Genomic DNA, 17,491 nt, shown 5'->3' with positions numbered 1-17,491 from the left:
CGTTCGATATATTCGTCTCCACAATCAGAACCTTCCTCCCTTATCCCAAATACACTATGGTTTTGAAACTCGTGTTCATGCTCCGAACCCATTTGAAGATATCAATGAGATTAGGAACAATACCGATAAGCCACGCCACCAGCACTACCAGCCATATTGGCGCATTACCATTCAGCCATACGTTATCTGCCAGAGCAGAAAGCAAAGCCAATACAAAAGCTACCGCCGCACTTTGCATAATATCGTTGCGATCATCCTTCAGGCTATATCGCTGACACGCCTTCTCCACTGCATAGGCTACATTGCGCGTACGCGTTTTCTGCACACGTATGCTCATGTCTGCCGTACATTCTCTCCATTCATCGATTACAGGCTTGCTCCGATAGCAAAATATCGAGAACAACACAAATGGCATGCCTCCAAGGCTACGCGTAATGACGCCATTCAAAATCAACGATAGACCTTGGGATTTCTCACCCGCGATGCGTGCAAATGAATTGTCGGGAGTGTTCACCGCTACCAAGTACACGCCTAGATGCTGCGCCAACGTTTTCTGATAGACAAATTGGTACCAATCCCGCAACAGCTGACGGGATAATCCGTCTCCGCTTTCCCGCAACTCCGCTTGCCTAATGCACATGCGCGCAGCCGAGCGTTCCTCCATTGTTGAAATGGATTGCAGCGTATCAGTGAATATCCGCACGTCATCTTGTAGCGGCAAAGAGTCCAGTGCGTGTCCAACAGACGGCAAGTGGAGTTGGTCAAGCAACAGCTGCTTGTACCTCGATGCGTTGCAGTCGAATTGTGCAGTAAAACTTCTTTTGTTGGAGCATATTTGCGCATCGGTCCCCTTCCACTTCTCGATTCCCTGATTCTGATTCTCATACGACACCAACCCCTGGCGTTCAGCGTCAATCCATTCTTGCCATCGCTGACTGAGAAAGCGGCAACGATCAGCAACGTCACCTGCATTATCATCTTCAGACCTCTTTCCGTATAAAACACGTGCATAAGCTTCCGCGATGATATCCACCCGCGACTCTCCACGGCGGCGCGCGTCCTTCATTCGCTCGGTGAATTCCCGATAGAACGAAGCGTTAAACCCCAAAACCTGCGCATTCGTAATCGTTACGCCCAACACGCTGTACTCCAAGGGACGCAAGGTCAGCTGATCCGACTCCCCCTCACAGTCAATATCGCACGTCCGAGTGGACGAATCCGCTTGGCCAGCACTTTTCTGTACAGAGCCAACGGTCGCAGTGGTGAATGCTACAAGACATTCTTCCAGTGTCGGCATGCGGCCTGAAACAATAATTGCAGGACCGTCCTTATAGGATTTACCCAATATGCCGTTGACAGCGGTGGGGCCAAGTGCCATGAAGAATATGCCGTCCAACAGCTGCGCATCCGTGAGTAGTATTTTAGGGCAATACATATAGGCAGTGCGAATGATGCCTGCGAAATGCGTGGAGATTTCGGTATAATCGTTCAACAAGCGTTCACAAGGACAATTCGTGTCTGTTTTGCGCCAAAGACATTCATCAGAAGGGTATGACTGATATTCATGGACTAATTCATCCCACTCTCGCCGTTGCTCAGTAGAATCGAAATTGGAAATCATCGTTGCTCGTAATGACTGGCTACCACTCGTACTCATACCGCTAGTGTAGATTGCTGACGCCCCGAGGTTCCCAACCGGGTCGACCCGCGTTCGATGAGCGTGTAATCAGTGGTGTAGGTGCGCGCTGGTCCGCCATAGCCTTCCAACCGCTCGATAAGCATGTCCACGGCCTTGCGCGCGTAGATTTCGACATGTGGGTCGATGGTGGTAAGCGTCGGCGTGGAGAAGGCGCCTTCCGGCACATTGTCGAATCCCACGATCTGCACGTCCTCCGGCACGCGAACTCCCTGCGATTGCAGACCGCTCATCATACCGAACGCCAATGCGTCGTCGAGACAAATGATTGCATCCGGGAGATTCCCCTGTTTCGCCATCGCCCGCGACACTTCGACTCCCTCCGGACTATTCAAGGGGAAGACCGAAAACACCTGAGACCAGTCGACTTCCAGTCCTCGCTCCTCAAACGCCTGCGCATAACCTTGGATGCGCAGCTGCTGCGTGCCTTGTGAGGATTCCAATACCTTGCCCCAATCGCGATCCAGAGGAGCTCCGATCAATGCGACCGACCGACATCCGGAGTCCAGTAGACGTCCGACCGTTTCCCGCATCGCTTTGACATTGGGCATGGTGACCGTATCAGCCTTCCCGTAAGACAGGTAGTCGCCGGTCAGCACCACCGGATACGGCTGCGTGAGAATGGCGGCTTCGTTCTCCAGAGCGATATCCGAGAAGAAAATCCAACCGTCCGCCCCAAGCCGATGCGTCTCCGCAATAATCGACGGGATGCCCGCGCCGCCGGAACGGTAGGTGCTGATGATGACGCCATATCCACGTTCACGGGCGATATCGATGACTTTATCGGCAAAATACGGAGCAAAGGGCTGCAGGAAGTCAAAGACCGCCAAACCTATGAGCTTCGATTCTCCAGTCTTCAACGACCGCGCGGACACATTGACCGAGTATCCCAGCTTGTCGATGGCGAGCAGCACACGTTCACGGGTCGATGGACGCATGCTGCCCGTACCGTTCAGCACATTGGAAACAGTTTTGAACGATACATCGGCCTCTTTGGCCACGTCTTTGATGGTCACCCGCCTAGACATCGTCCGCTCCTTGTTCGGTCTTCGTTGACTTGGATTCTAACGATTCCCCCAGCCTAACCTCCCATTGCTCCTTCACCATGTCACGACACCGCGATTGCAGACGAATACGCAGACGAATATGGGGATGAATCCCGATGCGCACACGACGACACCCAGCCCATGCCGGAAAAAGGAGAACATGTGCTGGGTGTCGCCCGAAGAGGAAGGAGGAGGTAAGAATCGATGATGCCGTGGACGTTGGGCCTAGCGCTTATCCGACACGGCCCAACGTGATATGACGGTCAGCCCTTCACCGAACCGGCGGCGATGCCACCGACCCAGTAGCGCTGGAGGAAGAGGAACGCGAGCACCAACGGGATCACCGAGATGAACGCGCCGGAAGCGATGAGGTTCCAGACCTGTTCGACACCGGCGCCTGCGTTGGACTTCGCCTGCCACTGGGTGAGGCCCACGGTGATGGGGAACAGCTTGGTATCCGCCAACACGACCTGCGGCAGGAAGTAGTTGTTCCAGCAGTTCACGACGGAGAGCAGGAACACGGTGGTGATAGCCGGGGTCATGATCGGCAGGGATACTTGGAAGAAGGTGCGCAGCTCGCCGGCACCGTCCACTCGGGCGGCTTCCATCATCTCGTCGGGCAGGGATCCCGCGCAGTAGACGCGCATGAGGTACGTGCCGAATGGAGAGAGCAACGAAGGCAGGATCACGGCCCAAACGGTGTCGTTCATGCCGATCTGCGTCATCAGGATGAAGGTCGGGATGACCAGCGCCGTGGTCGGGATCATCAGTGCGCCAAGCACGATGTTGAAGTAGACGTTGCGTCCCTTGAACTTGAACTTCGCGAACCCGTATCCGGCCATGACGGAGACCGCAGTGGCACCGAAGCCGCCGACCAGCGCGTACAGGAGCGAGTTGCCGAGCCAGCGCCAGAAGATGCCGTCCTGATAGGTGGTCAGCTCTTTGATGTTGTCCCACAGGGCGAAGTTCTTGTCGAACCACATCGGGCCGTTCGAACCTACGAACAGTCCGGCGTTGGTCTTGGTGGCGGCGACGATCAGCCACCAGACCGGAAGGATGAAGTAGAGCACGCACACGCCCAGCAGGATCTTCGAGAAAACCTGCGGCCTGGCGATGGTCTGGCCATGCGACGAACCGCGCTTTGCCATGTCAGTCCCCCAATCCCGACTGCTTGCGGGTCAACCGCATGAACAGCACGCTGAAAATCACGACCAGAAGTCCAAGGGCGAACGAGACCGTGGCCGAATAGTTGAGCTGGTTGTAGTTGAACGCCAACGCTTGCGCATACATGTTCGGAGTGTATTCGGGCGGAATGGCAGAATTGGCGTTGTTCCTCAGCACCATCGGTTCGGTGTAGAACTGCAGGGTGCCGATGAGTGAGAAGATGGTCACCATCACCAAGGAGCTGGCGATCATCGGAACCTTGATGCGCACCGCGATTTTGGTCTCGGAGGCACCGTCGATACGGGCAGATTCGTACAGCTCGGTCGGAATCGACTGCAGGGCCGAGTAGAGGATGACCATGTAGTAGCCGGTCCACTGCCAGGTGACCATGTTGACCAACGCGCCGAAGATGCCGCTTGTGCTGAGGAAATCAGGTGCCTGCAAGCCGAACAAATCGAAGAACGTGGCAAACGGCCCCATCTCCTTGGAGTAGAGGAAACCCCACATCAGAGCGCCGATGACGACGGGGATGGCGTACGGGAGGAAGTACAGCAGACGGCAGACCGACGCGTACTTGTTCTTGACGGAATCGAGCACCAGCGCCAGCAGCAGCGCGAAGCCAAGCTGAATCGGGACCATCACCACGGTGTACAGCGCCACACGGCCCATGCCCTTCAGGAAAATCGGATCGGTGAATACTCGCTGATAGTTGGCGATGCCGGTGAACACGCTGCCTCGGACCTGCGTGTAGGTGAACAGCGAGACGTAGAACGCGTAGATAAGCGGGATGACGAGGAAGAGAATGAAGATGATTCCGAAGGGGGCGGTAAAGAACCAGCCCCAGCGATTGGCGCGACGAGAACTCAACGCCCCTGCCTGCGCTTGCTTCTGTGACATGATGCGAGACTCCTGATGGATGGTGTGGTCCGGGGAGACGCCTCTCCGAGCGTCTCCCCGGAACCGTGTGGTTTACTCGACGGTGAAGCCCTGCTGCTTCGCGTAATCCGACAGCGTCTTCTGGAGAGAATCCATGCTGGAGCTCACGTCGGCGCTATCGCGGAGAATCGAGGACAGGGTCTTGGTCTGCTCGTCGTTCGCATAGGTCTGGAACGGCAGGAACTGGTAGCCTTCGTAGGCCTGAGCGACCGGAGCGATGATCTCGTTGATCTTCTGGTTGTTGAAGAACTTCTCCTCACGGTTGAGGAAGTCGGTGGACTCGAGCTTCTTCTTCCAAGTCGGGTACAGGCCGGATTCGGTGACGGCGAGTTCCTGGGCCTCGTCATCGCCGAAGAACTCCATGGCGACCTTCGCGGCGAGTTCGGTGTGCTTGGCCTGATCGGTCACGGCCAGTGCGGAGCCGCCGCAGTTGATGGCCGGGTCGCTGTTGCTCCACACCGGGGCCTTGGCGACCTGCCAGACGGATCCCTCCTGAACACCGGACAGACCGTTGAGGTAGCCGACCATCCACGAGGCGTGGATGATGGTGGCGTAGGAGCCGTCCACGTTCTTCTTGTTCCATTCAGCGGTATCGGTGTCGTCCGTGGCCACGATGTCATCCTTGGCAAGCTTCTGCCAGAAGGAGACCACGTCCTTGACCTGCTTGGAGTTGATGTCGATGCCGACCTTCTCCGGATCGTTGGCGGAGTACTTGAACACGTCGCCGCCGTTCTGGTCGTAGTAGGCGTAGTTGAACAGGGTGCCGTTGGGCTGCCAGTTGCCGATGTGGCCCTCGTAGCCCTTCTCCTTGAGCTCGCGGCCGGCCTTCTCGTATTCCTCCCACGTGGTCGGAATCTTCACGCCGTACTTGTCGAAGATGTCCTTGCGGTAGTACATCACAACCGGACCGACGTCGACCGGCACGCCATAGACGCCCTGATCACCGCCGAGCTGCACATCCTTCCATGCGCCGGACGTGTAGTTGTCCTTGATTTTGTCGGCACCGAACTGAGTCAGGTCGACGAGATGCTTTTCCACACCGGAGGCGTACTGCGGCATGACCGCGTACTCCAGCTGGACGATGTCGGCGGCGCCGGACTTCGCCTTGATGGTGGTGCTCAAGCGTGAGTATGCCTTGGCGGACTGGTCGGAGCTGGTCCAGCAGACCTGAACGTCCTTGTGCGTCTCGTTGAAGTGGTCGATGAGCTTCTCGACCTGCGGGTACCAGGACCACAGCGTGACCTTCTCCGCATCCGGGTACTTCACCGTGTTGATGCACTTGGCGTTGTCGTTCGCCTTCGGGTCGTTGTTGACCGTCTGGGAACCATCGCTCGCTGACGACGGGGCGCCCGGCTGTCCACAGGCACCGACCGACAGCGCCATGATTCCCGCGAACGCGAGAGCCAGCACCTTCTTGGTGTTCTTCATGGTGTTCTCCTTTTCTTTCCTGCCTTCATTGGCAAAACCATGGATTATTCGGTTATGGATCAACGGATGTGAATGGTGGTGAAGGAGACCGGCGGTAGCGTCACCGAAACCCTGTCGTTCTCGAAGCGCGCGGTTCCGTTGTCGTGCATGACAACACGGTCGGGCTCGTCCTTGGTGTTCTTCGCCTCGATGTCGTCCTCGTGCAAGGTTCTGGCCTCGACGGAACCGTACGAGGAGGAGCCGCGCAGGTCAATGTCGAAGTCGATAGACTCATCCATGGACCTGTTCACGACGAACACCGCGAGCGAGCCATCGGCGCAACGCACTGCGATGGAACCGAGCGCATCCACCTCGCCGTAGCGCGGGGTGCTGATCTTCGGGGAATCCAGATTCGGCGTGAGCGCCGTGCCTCCCTTCGCATATCGCGCGATGGAGGCGAACGGATGGAACGTGGTCTGCCGCCAGGCCGGACCGTTCGGTTCAGTCATGATCGGGGCGATGACATTGACCAGCTGGGCAAGCGATGCCGAACGGACGCGGTCAGCGTTTCGGATGAGCTGTATCATCAAATCGCCGAAGACCACGGCATCGGCGGCGCTGTAGACCTGCTCGAGCAGCCTCGGCGCGACCGGCCAGTTGTCGATACCCGGGTTGTCCAGCGGATCGGTGGAGGCGTACCACACGTTCCACTCGTCGAAGGACAGGTAGACATCGTGCTTGGACTTCTTTTTGGCCTTGGCCGCATCGATAATGGCCGCGATCTCCTTGATGAAGTGGTCCATATCGTCGCCGGAAGCCAGGAAGCTCACCATGTCACCGTCCCACGGACGGTAATAGGCATGGCAAGACACATAATCGATGACGTCGTAGGCCTTGTCGAGAACGGTCTGCTCCCACTCACCATAGGTCGCCATCTCGTGGGTGGACGAACCGCAGGCAACCAGTTCGAGGTCCGGGTCGATCATACGCATCGCGGCCGCAACGCGCAGAGCCAGTTCGCCGTATTCCTCCGCGGTCATATGCCCGGTCTGCCATGGGCCGTCCATTTCGTTGCCGAGGCACCACATGCGGATATCGAACGGCTCTTCACGACCATTCTGTTTACGCCAATCGGACAGCTTGGTGCCGCCAGGGATGTTGGCGTATTCCAACAGGTCAAGCGCTTCCTCAAGACCGCGAGTGCCGAGGTTCACGGCCTCCATCAGCTCGTTGCCGCCGACCTTGTCGAGCCATTCGGCCATCTCATGCAGGCCGAATTCGTTGGTCTCGGTGGAGTGCCATGCCAGGTCGAGGCGGCGAGGACGTTCCTCCTGCGGGCCGACGCCGTCCTCCCAGCGGTATCCGGAGACGAAGTTACCACCCGGGTAACGAATCGCGGTGGCTCCAAGTTCCTTGACGAGGTCAAGAACATCCTCGCGGAAACCGTGTTCATCCGCCGACGGATGCCCCGGCTCGTAGATGCCGGTGTACACGCATCGTCCGAGATGCTCCACGAAGGATCCGAAGATGCGGTCGTTGATCGGGGCGACCTCAAACGCGTCGTCCACGACGAGGCGGGCCTTGCCGGTGGTGGTTTCCTGTGTCATGGGAACCCTTTCGTTCTCTATGCTCCATAGTTATGTACAACGTTGTCTCAATCGAGATAGGCGACCGGAGAACCCCTCTGCGAAACGCCGCATCGGACTTTTCCCGTAACTTTAAGCTCGCTTTCCTAGATTAGTACAACCTTGTACCGATTGCTGATACCTAAGATACACCCAGCCCGAAGGGCGCGCAAACGAAACTAGTACAACGTTAGAGTAACTGGCGGAATTCCGGCCGACACGCCGCATAGTCCTCCGTGCGACACGAGAAAACCGCACAAAACACAGCACAGAAACGAACATCACCAGAGAACGAACCACTCCAACTCGACAACGCACAATGCCTGTCTGCCGATACGGGCTACTTCACATCGAAGAAAGCGGTATCGGCCAGATAATTCTTGCCGGCGGTCATGTCGTATTGGATGAGACGGTACTCCTTGAGAATCTTCCGCTGTTCCTTGGAAAGGTCCTTATGCTTGATGACATTGCCGTTCCCGTCCAGATACGTGGTGGCCGTGTCATCGGTGAAACCGCCTTCGCCGAGCACCAGACGCTCCACGGCCGGCAGATTTCCACGCACCGTGGAAAGGAACGTCAGATACGGGGAGATCTTCGCGTTCATATGCTCGCTGGCCAACGCCATGAAATAGTTCGGTGACGTGAAACTGGTGAGCGCGGCGGACGGGTCGAGTTTCACGCCTGAGCCGACCGCTCCCGACGCCTGATTCGACCAGATGAAATAGTCCGTCTCATGCAGCGTCAGATTATTGTTCTTGTCAGCGGCGGCCGTCACGTAGTCGCTGGGCAGATGATCACCATAGAAGATCACGGTGACGGGCTTGTCCATGGTGTTCAACTGGTTCAGGAAATCGGCGGTCGCCTGATCGGTGATGTTCACGCCCTTGATATACGTGTTCACCGCGTAGCGCTCGCCATCGCCCAGATTCTCGGAGACATTCGCCCAGTCGAACTGGTTGTCGTTGTACCAGCCACTGTGCGGCGAATGGTTCTGCATGGTGACGAGCTGCACGAACTGCGGATGGTCGGTGCCGCTGATTTGGTCGATCACGTTCTGATAGGCGGCGGCATCGCTCACATACGGGTTGTTGTCCACTCTGTCCTGATGGGTAATCGACGGCTTGCTATCCAGCGTATAGAACTTGTTGAACCCGAACTTCTTGTAGTTCGCGTCACGCAGATACATGTTCTTGTAGTACGGGTGGAAGGCCGTGGAGCCGGTCTTGCCGTACTTGGCGTTCCATATCTGGTTGAACGAGTACGGGGTCTTCTGATGGGGCACGAGCTCCTGATACATGGACTGCATCGAGTCGTCGAACAACGCCAGATCGAGGCCGGTCAGCGTCTGGTATTCGATGTTTGCTGTGCCGCCGCCGTAACCGGGAGAGACCATCAGGCCGGATGTCGTGGAATCCTTGACGGCGCGGATGTTCGGCATCGGATCTTCGAGTAGGCTAATGCCGGGTACGCGCGTCGGATCGGAGAACGTCTCTGACAGAATCATTACCACCGTGCTGTCGGTCAGATTGTTCGCGCGCGACTGATTGGTGATCTGAGCCTGCTTGGCGTACTTCTTCGCCAGCGCCTGCATGGTCTCCTGGCTGTATCCCTCAGGCTTATCCATGATCTTCGGGTGAGTCAGGCGTAAAAAACTGATCACTGGCCCATTCGCCCATGCGTCATTGGCTGCATCCCATAGACGAGGAGTATCGCCCCACGACTTTGCCCACTCATAGCCCCACGCGCCGGGGATGCTCAACGTCCACGTGAACGAGCACAGGAGCGCGATGCTGACGCCTGCCGCGACGAACCTTGTGAGGTTGCCGACGACGGTCTTCACGTTGCGGAACGGACGCCACCAATGGAACGGGATGACACAACGGCGTCCATCGACGAACTGGAGAATTAGGCAGATGACGGTCAGCCAAATCAGCATGGTGATGGTGCCGTCGACCAACCCCCGGCTCCCTTTGGGTATGAACGAGGCGATTTCGCCGCCGTTGCCGCTCGACAGGAAACTCAGGTCGGAGGGTAGGACAGACTCGTTGCGCAGTTGGAACTTGATATGGTTCGCCACCGCGTATACGCTCATCACGATGCCGAACACGGCTGTCGCCACCCAGAATCGGTTCAGCACGAACACCAACACCAGATAGATCATGCCCAATGCGAGGAAGTTCAGCAGCCAGTTGAGCTTGCCTTCCAGCCACATCTGAGAAACGAATGTGGTGAGCTGCCCGTTCACGCTGTTAAGGGCTTTCGTGGTCTCATCCACCGCGTTCGGATCATCATAGGCGGGTTCTGAATACATGCCCCACTGGATGAAGATCGTGGCGGAGGCGGTCATCAGCGCCATCGCCAGCACGTACAACGTGTACGGGCACTTCGGGCGTTTCCGCCACAGGTCGCGAACCGCTTTAAGCAACATGCGCGTCGGATTCGTGAAGACGACCGCAAGAGCTTCCGAAGTGTTGGCCGATCGTATGGAAGCGACGATGGCCTTGGCGGGAGAGAGCCGTGCGCGACGACGGAAATCAACGAAATCAAGCATGCTGTCGTGGCGAGATGACAAGTCGGTGCTCCTAGCGGAGTCATCCGTGACGGAATCCTTGATAGCGGAATCCGTGGGCATCGACTCTGGAGATCCGGGATTCGTATCCGGGACAATCCCACTGGCTGCCGTTTCGGGCGAAGCCGTTGTGTCTTCGTCCTGATGCTGCATTTCGCTCACTATCCCTGTCCTACCTGTCCCGCTTTGGCAACGTACCGAGACATTGTAATCGCAGGTTCAGGACGAATTCACCTGATGTTTGCCTGAACGTACCGAGATGGAATGTGTCGGCACGTTCAGGATTCGGCTTCGTCTCGCGAAAGGATAGGCGGGCACCACGCCAATGGCGAAGGCGACGTATACGGGGAATCAGCGGTAATCAGCGGAGGCAGACGACGGGGCCGGTACGAGCCGACGTGCCTGCGGGCATTGGCGATGCCGGAGGCCTAGGTCGCTGGCATCGCCCAATCCCTGCGGAGGGATTCAATCCCTGCGGAACAGGTCCCTGGTGTAGACTTTGCCGCTCACGTCGGCGAGATCCTCGTTCCAGCGGTTGGAGATGATCACATCGGCATCGCGCTTGAACGTATCCAAGTCGTGCGTGACCGGACTGCCGAAGAAATCAGGCTTGTCGAGCGTCGGCTCGTAGACGATCACATCCACGCCCTTCGCCTTGATGCGCTTCATCACGCCCTGCACCGCGGACTGTCGGAAGTTGTCCGAACCGGACTTCATGGTCAGACGGTACACGCCCACCACCGGGTGCGACTTGCCGGCCGCGCGTGCCGCTTCCACACGCTGCAGAATCTCATCGGCGACGAAATCCTTGCGCGTGCGGTTCGACTCGACAATCGCCTCGATGAGGTTCTGCGGCACCTTGTCGTAGTTGGCGAGCAGCTGCTTCGTGTCCTTCGGCAGGCAGTAGCCGCCGTAGCCGAAGCTCGGGTTGTTGTAGTCGTCGCGAATACGCGGGTCATAGCAGACGCCCTTGATGATCTCGCGCGTATCCAAACCGCGGCTCTCCGCATACGTGTCCAGCTCGTTGAAATAGGCGACGCGCAACGCGAGATACGTGTTCGCGAACAGTTTGATCGCCTCCGCCTCCGTGGTGCCGACCACGAGCTCCGGGATGCCTTCCGTGCCGTCCGGGTTCGTGCGCGTCGCCTCGGCCGGATCGGCGCCGGCGGCGAGCAGCTCCACGAATGTGCGCGCCGCCTCGCCTGCCTCCGGGTCGTCCTGCGGGGCGCCGGCCACGATACGGCTCGGATGCAGATTGTCGTACAGGGCGTGGCCCTCACGCAGGAACTCGGGGGAGAAGAGAATGCGCGTGTCGTTGAAGCGTTCGCGGATCTGCTGCGTGTAGCCGACCGGAATCGTGGACTTGATGACGATCCACGCGGTCTTGTCGTAGGTGCGGATCGCCTCGATTGCCGCCTCCACGCTGGAGGTGTCGAAGTAGTTGCGTTGCGGGTCATAGTTCGTGGGCGTGGCGACGACCGCATAGTCCGCGCCCGTGTACGCCTGCTCCGGGTCAAGCGTCGCCTGGAAGTCGAGCGGACGTTCACCGGACTTGTCCGCGTCGAGGAACGCGGTGATCTCCCTATCCACGATCGGGCTCTTGCCGTTGTTGAGCAGCTCGACCTTCTCCGGCACGATGTCCAACGCGTGCACCTCGTTATGCTGCGACAGCAGCAACGCCACCGACAAACCCACATAACCGGTACCGGCAACCGCAATCTTCATATTCACGCGCTTTCTCTAGGATTCCGCTTTTTCGCTGGCTACCAGCTTAGTCGAAAGCGGCCTTGCCTCCAACGGAAGGGCTGTGAGGAATGCGCATGCAGAGGAAAGGATGCCGGGCCGAGCTTGTACGGGGGAAGAGAAGCCGACCCGATTGGGGTTCGCGGGCGGATCTGTAGAGTGGGAGGCGAACCTATAGGGGTTTCGGGTGAATGTGTAGGGTCTTCGAGCGAACCATACACATTCGACTCAGGATCCTACACGTCCGATTCGGAACCCTACAGGTTTGGCCTGGTGATAAGTAGATCAACTGCCCTAAGAGCCCGCATTTTCGAGGCTTCTGCTTATGTAAACACCCAAAGTCCTACCATCACGCCTTACGCATTGTCAATTTTCCTCTGACCCAGCGCGGAAAAGCAGTCAACGCAACGCCGATTCTGAAGGACCGGGAATGACGAACCTGTTCTAATTCACGTGCAATCTGGTCAGCACGAACCTGCGCAGCATATAAAGATTCCCTTTGTTTGAAAAAAGCCTCGTACAAAAGCATTGACTCATCAGATAAGAGGTCTCCGAAAACTGGAGCATGAATATGCTTAAAGTCCTCGTCAGCAAGATGAATGAAATCTATATACATCCTGCCTAAATGCTTTTTTAAATCAGAATTACTAATAGAGTTATATATTGACCTAATGTGTTCACTAATCGTAAATCTACTAATAAAATGCTTGCGGTATTCAGGATTTACATTATACATAGTGGACCCCGAACGGATTCGTCTACTATAATATTTGGTATTAGTTATACCAACCAAACCGGCTTTAACCAGCATGTCCAAAGTGAATGGATTATCTTCATACACGATACCTGGAATAAAAGGATCATTGCCTAATAAATCTCTGCGATATATAGCAAAAACAGCCGATGGGATAAAATGGTTGTTGCCCAACATCCAGCACAGAGCCTCCGGCCCGGTCTTTATAGTCAATGTATCAACACAACGGTCGCAGTATTGCAAATAGTCATTGACGCGCTGTTGACCAATTTCTGCATTCCCTACGGGCCTTAATGCATCCACATATGCCGAAGAACTAAACATTAGCATGTCTAAATGCTCGGATTCCATTATTCCGCTTAGCTCTTCTAAAGCATCACTACGTATGGTATCGTCTGAATCTAAGAAATAAACGTACTTCCCTTTCGCAAGCTTTAACGCATTATTCCTTGCCACACTCTGGCCTGCATTAATCTGATGTATAATGCGAGTTTCTTGCTGGGTAATGTCATCGAGACACTTAGTAGCCACAGCCAAGGTATTATCAGTCGACCCATCGTCAACAACAATAAGTTCCCAATCATTAAATGTTTGATTTTTAATACTCTCGATACACTCTTTGATATAAGACTCAACATTGTATGCTGGAACAATAACCGAAATCGTAGGATTCATATCTGCCCCTATCTAAAACCAGTATTAGAATGATTTAACATTGAGTTATCGAATACGCACGCCGGCTCAATAAGGCATAACCGCCATCATTAGTGCGATTCCTAATCATAAAAGCACAGGAATTCGATTCATTGGTATAAGCTATAAGCTCATTGCTCTTGATATTCGTGGGATCTTTTAATGTATGCAATTGCGCCTGAATACGAAACTCCCCATTAGTGAACGGATTTATGGGCAATTCAAAGGTAAGAACGTTCTTGCCTGTTTTATTTATCATGAAGTCTGCGCCTGTATCAAATACGGCACCGCCGCGTTTCACATCCAACAGAGTCAATGTGATATAAAATGGAACATCTTCATTGAATTCATATTCAACAGTGAACCTAAACGGGTTTAAATTACTGCATACTTGCTTAGAAATCGGCTTGATATTGAATACAGGAACACGATTATTCAGACCATCGGGATATTCTTCCGCACTCAAATTGGCTCCAACTTCAGATTGACTGAAGTTGTCTATAGTATATTGGTCTGCAACATCGTTCTTATTGCCGGATACAACAACCCTGCCATCGCGAATGAGAATCGCCTTATCACAATATTGTTTCACGGCATCCATTGAATGGGTGACCAAGATGACAGTTTTGGTGGGATCCTTTTTAATTTGAGCAAAGTAATTGTCGCACTTACGCTGGAACGCCTCGTCGCCCACGGCGAGAACTTCATCAAGCACGAGGATGTCACCTTGCGCCTTGATAGCGACGGAGAAGGCGAGACGCACCTGCATGCCAGAGGAGTAGTTCTTGAGCTTCTGATCCATGAAGTCTTCGAGCTCGGCGAACTTCACAATGTCGTCGTACATCGCGTCAATCTCATCGCGGGTGAAACCGAGTAATGCACCATTCAGATACACATTCTCACGACCGGTAAGCTCCGGATTGAAACCCACGCCCAACTCGATGAACGGCACAAGTTTACCTTTGACGGTCACTCTACCTTTTTCCGGCTTATAGATTTGAGAAATGACTTTCAAAAGCGTGGATTTGCCGGATCCATTGCGCCCAACAATGCCAAAGAAGTCTCCCTGCCGGACTTCGAAGTTGATATCACGCAGCACCTGCTGCTCGGTGTAACCTTTGATACCCTTCGTCCAGTTGAGAAATGCCATTTTCAGACCGGTAGCCTGTTCAGTGGGCAGCCGGAAATATTTTGCTACATGCTCCACCTTAAGTACCACAGGACGATCATCGTTGGCAGCTATATTCAAATCGGCGCTGTCTGCAGCATGCATTGCAGCTCTTACGGTCTTGCTCATCAGAGTACCTCCGCGAACTTAGCACTGTACTTACGGAAGATATGGACACCCAGCCATAGAACCACTACAGATAGTACGTATGGCACCAAACACAACAGCTTGTTGTCTACCACCGTCCAAATCGTCGGCACGTATTCCGGCGACAACAGATTATGACGGATATCCATGATTGTCTGCGTAGTCGGCACGAACATCATGAAATCGGCAGCCCAGCTGAATTCCGGATTCTTCTGTACCATGGAAAGGGGGTAGATAATAGGCGTCGCGTAAAACATCGCTTGCAGGATGACGTCCCAGATGTGGCCGATGTCGCGAAAGTATACGTACAGCGACCCGAGTAGTAGGGCGACCCCAAGCGAGATCGCGTACAACTGTAGAATGCTGGGGATCACGGTTAACACGCGCCACGTGTAGTGCGCGTGCGCGAAAAAACCGAAGAGGATGACCACGCCGAGGTTGATTGCCAAGGAAATCATCGAACCCATCGTTGTGGCGGCAACGATAATGTAGTTCGGGAAGTGAATCTTGCGCAGCAGGTCACCACGATCCACGATGGAACGCATGCCCATGCTCGTGGACTCGGTGAAGAACTGCCATAGACAGGTGCCGCACAGCAACGAGATTGGGAATGTGGGCGTGCCATCCGTGAACTTGAGGAACTTGACGAACACCATGTACATCACAGCAAACAGCATCAACGGCTGGAGGACCGACCACAATACACCAAGGTATGAGCCCTGATAGCGCAGTTTGAAGTTGGTCTTCACCAGCTCTTTGAATACGACCAGTGCGTAATGATACCTCTCCCGGAGGCGTTTGATCACGTCTTTCACAAGTGTCCTATCCTACTCGCATGCAGCCTCTGAAAGATGAGGCGTCATCTCTTCCGGTGTTTTCACATATTCTATCGGAGAGCTCGATAACCTTGAACATCATGGACGTTTTCCGCTTCTCTTACCTAACAGGGAGCGCAAAGCACGAAGCGGAGTCGCAAGCAGTTTCCCAATCTTGAATGATTTGGAGTTAGCGATTTTGGCAACCTCAGCACGTGCTGCGTCGGTTGCCCGCCAGGCAGTTTCCTTATCATGTCGTTCTGCAAGCATGGCAGTGCGCAGATGTTCCACATCATCATGCCATTTCGCGGAATTGATAATCTGCTGGCGCAAAGGGAACGTCAAGCTGACATGTTTGCCTGAATCAGTCAGCAAATCACGCATCTCGTCCGAAAGCAACTCCGGTTTGACCATCGAATTCAGCTTGGCAGCGGCTGCAAGCAGATCAGGATTATCATCCAGCAGCCACCAGTACAAACCGGCGTATTCTTTCTCCAGCCTACGAATGGCCAAATCATGCAACCTTGCAAAATGATATTGGCCAGATAACGCGAGCTCGTCTGTCAATCCGTTGAGTACTCCAAGTTTTTTGGCAGCTGTCCATTTGATTTCCTGATGACCCAATGAATAGCGATAAACCACATCGCGAATAGCAACAAATCGCTCAGCTTCTGCCAAAACTCGAACCAAGAACGGCGGATCCTGGTAGCGGGTATACGGCGGAAATCTGAGATTCTCATGAGTCCGCAAGAACATAGCGCGGAACATGAAACGATGAAAACCGTAATCAAACTGGTAGTCGGTATAATTGACGATGCCATCCGTTGGTAGAGTATATCCCCAAAATAGGGGATCTTCGGAAAAATCCGTTTGCACGCAATTGGTTTCCTCGTCGTAAATCGAGAAGGATCCTCCAACTACTTGTACATCTTCATAACGTTCGGCAGCTGCAAGCAATTTCTCCAAAGAATTATCAGCTGCGAATGCATCATCAGGATCATGGAAAATTATCCAAGTCCCATTAGCTTCACTAATGGCTCGATTACGTGCCGCGGAAACACCGGCATGAGGTGCCGCGACAACGCGAACACGCGAATCCGTTGCTGCGATGGATCTCATAATGTCAAGCGAGCCGTCTGTAGACCCATCATCAATGCACAGAATCTCTATATCTGCAATAGTCTGCTGAAGCAAATGGCGAATACTGGCTTGAATGCATGCCTCTTGGTTATATATCGCCAAGGCAACGGTAATTACTGGCGCTGGCATCATCGCCACCTTTCTTCATCTTTCTGCTTCATCATGCTGGATAGAGCATAGACGGTTTCCCAGACCAATGACCGCTTGTTGTTGCGCTTGTGCCATACGAGAATCGCGGACAAGCCGGAAGGTCACAGCCGCAAACCATGCGAACACTGGCGAAGATGCACACCAATGCATCTGTTCAATAGAAAACAGGCTGCGTGTACGCGTAGTTGCCTTCCTCATAAGAAGTGTCTAGTCCCGGGTTTTGGGCTCTTCGGATGTTTGCGCGAGTGTGGATCACTAGTGTGATTGTCCAGCCCGAGCGGATAGTTGACACATGTCTCAGGGCACAGTTGACAGTGTCCATGTTCGGCAGTCATGTAACATATCGTCCCAGAACCGCCTGACACACCGTATCCGGCACCATCACCGAGCCAAGGATCACCAAGACCGCAGTCGCCGTCACCACCAGTACCGCACGTA

The 17,491-nt window shown here is 54.7% G+C and carries 12 protein-coding genes; all 12 read right to left on the bottom strand.

All coding sequences use genetic code 11. From position 1 onward, the window contains the following. Window positions 1–40: 40 nt before the first annotated feature. Entirely contained in the window at window positions 41–1,621 is a 1,581-nt protein-coding gene (locus AC1AYR_RS05575; RefSeq protein WP_476511755.1) for a hypothetical protein, read from the bottom strand. Window positions 1,622–1,653: 32 nt separating this feature from the next. Further along, window positions 1,654–2,724 (bottom strand): LacI family DNA-binding transcriptional regulator, encoded by a 1,071-nt coding sequence (locus AC1AYR_RS05570; protein ID WP_476511756.1) that lies wholly within the window; start codon window positions 2,722–2,724, stop codon window positions 1,654–1,656. A 281-nt stretch (window positions 2,725–3,005) separates the two neighbouring features. After that, window positions 3,006–3,890 (bottom strand): carbohydrate ABC transporter permease, encoded by an 885-nt coding sequence (locus AC1AYR_RS05565; RefSeq protein WP_476511757.1) that lies wholly within the window; start codon window positions 3,888–3,890, stop codon window positions 3,006–3,008. 1 nt (window position 3,891) lies between these two features. Continuing rightward, a complete protein-coding gene (locus AC1AYR_RS05560) occupies window positions 3,892–4,803 on the bottom strand; it encodes a carbohydrate ABC transporter permease (RefSeq protein WP_476511758.1) in 912 nt (303 codons plus the stop codon). 72 nt (window positions 4,804–4,875) lie between these two features. Continuing rightward, window positions 4,876–6,270, bottom strand: coding sequence for an ABC transporter substrate-binding protein (locus AC1AYR_RS05555; protein WP_476511759.1), 1,395 nt, complete (start codon window positions 6,268–6,270; stop codon window positions 4,876–4,878). A gap of 59 nt (window positions 6,271–6,329) precedes the next feature. After that, window positions 6,330–7,856: an arabinosylfuranosidase ArfA gene (arfA, locus tag AC1AYR_RS05550; protein ID WP_476511760.1), complete on the bottom strand. Its 1,527-nt coding sequence runs from the start codon at window positions 7,854–7,856 to the stop codon at window positions 6,330–6,332. Between the two features lie 358 nt (window positions 7,857–8,214). After that, a complete protein-coding gene (locus AC1AYR_RS05545; RefSeq protein ID WP_476511761.1) occupies window positions 8,215–10,425 on the bottom strand; it encodes an LTA synthase family protein in 2,211 nt (736 codons plus the stop codon). A gap of 483 nt (window positions 10,426–10,908) precedes the next feature. Further along, window positions 10,909–12,168, bottom strand: a complete 1,260-nt coding sequence (locus tag AC1AYR_RS05540) for a nucleotide sugar dehydrogenase (RefSeq protein WP_476511819.1) — start codon at window positions 12,166–12,168, stop codon at window positions 10,909–10,911. A gap of 367 nt (window positions 12,169–12,535) precedes the next feature. Continuing rightward, complete coding sequence (locus tag AC1AYR_RS05535) at window positions 12,536–13,615, bottom strand: glycosyltransferase (RefSeq protein WP_476511762.1); 1,080 nt, start codon at window positions 13,613–13,615, stop codon at window positions 12,536–12,538. Window positions 13,616–13,649: 34 nt separating this feature from the next. Then, window positions 13,650–14,906: an ABC transporter ATP-binding protein gene (locus AC1AYR_RS05530; RefSeq protein WP_476511820.1), complete on the bottom strand. Its 1,257-nt coding sequence runs from the start codon at window positions 14,904–14,906 to the stop codon at window positions 13,650–13,652. A 23-nt stretch (window positions 14,907–14,929) separates the two neighbouring features. Beyond that, window positions 14,930–15,763, bottom strand: a complete 834-nt coding sequence (locus tag AC1AYR_RS05525) for an ABC transporter permease (RefSeq protein ID WP_476511763.1) — start codon at window positions 15,761–15,763, stop codon at window positions 14,930–14,932. Between the two features lie 99 nt (window positions 15,764–15,862). Further along, window positions 15,863–17,035, bottom strand: coding sequence for a glycosyltransferase family 2 protein (locus tag AC1AYR_RS05520; RefSeq protein ID WP_476511821.1), 1,173 nt, complete (start codon window positions 17,033–17,035; stop codon window positions 15,863–15,865). Window positions 17,036–17,491 lie beyond the last annotated feature (456 nt).

The organism is Bifidobacterium sp. LH_417 (assembly GCF_056357035.1).
The sequence above is the reverse complement of the archived record's forward strand: the minus strand, read 5'-3'. Positions and strand labels throughout refer to the sequence as shown.

What these genes read in the sequence shown, in the direction of transcription:
- AC1AYR_RS05545 (WP_476511761.1), bottom strand. Translation starts at nt 10,425, where the DNA reads ATGCTTGATTTCGTTGATTTCCGTCGTCGCGCACGGCTCTCTCCCGCC.
- AC1AYR_RS05565 (WP_476511757.1), bottom strand. Translation starts at nt 3,890, where the DNA reads ATGGCAAAGCGCGGTTCGTCGCATGGCCAGACCATCGCCAGGCCGCAG.
- AC1AYR_RS05570 (WP_476511756.1), bottom strand. Translation starts at nt 2,724, where the DNA reads ATGTCTAGGCGGGTGACCATCAAAGACGTGGCCAAAGAGGCCGATGTA.
- AC1AYR_RS05575 (WP_476511755.1), bottom strand. Translation starts at nt 1,621, where the DNA reads ATGATTTCCAATTTCGATTCTACTGAGCAACGGCGAGAGTGGGATGAA.
- arfA (WP_476511760.1), bottom strand. Translation starts at nt 7,856, where the DNA reads ATGACACAGGAAACCACCACCGGCAAGGCCCGCCTCGTCGTGGACGAC.
- AC1AYR_RS05535 (WP_476511762.1), bottom strand. Translation starts at nt 13,615, where the DNA reads ATGAATCCTACGATTTCGGTTATTGTTCCAGCATACAATGTTGAGTCT.
- AC1AYR_RS05530 (WP_476511820.1), bottom strand. Translation starts at nt 14,906, where the DNA reads ATGCATGCTGCAGACAGCGCCGATTTGAATATAGCTGCCAACGATGAT.
- AC1AYR_RS05540 (WP_476511819.1), bottom strand. Translation starts at nt 12,168, where the DNA reads ATGAAGATTGCGGTTGCCGGTACCGGTTATGTGGGTTTGTCGGTGGCG.
- AC1AYR_RS05555 (WP_476511759.1), bottom strand. Translation starts at nt 6,270, where the DNA reads ATGAAGAACACCAAGAAGGTGCTGGCTCTCGCGTTCGCGGGAATCATG.
- AC1AYR_RS05520 (WP_476511821.1), bottom strand. Translation starts at nt 17,035, where the DNA reads ATGATGCCAGCGCCAGTAATTACCGTTGCCTTGGCGATATATAACCAA.
- AC1AYR_RS05560 (WP_476511758.1), bottom strand. Translation starts at nt 4,803, where the DNA reads ATGTCACAGAAGCAAGCGCAGGCAGGGGCGTTGAGTTCTCGTCGCGCC.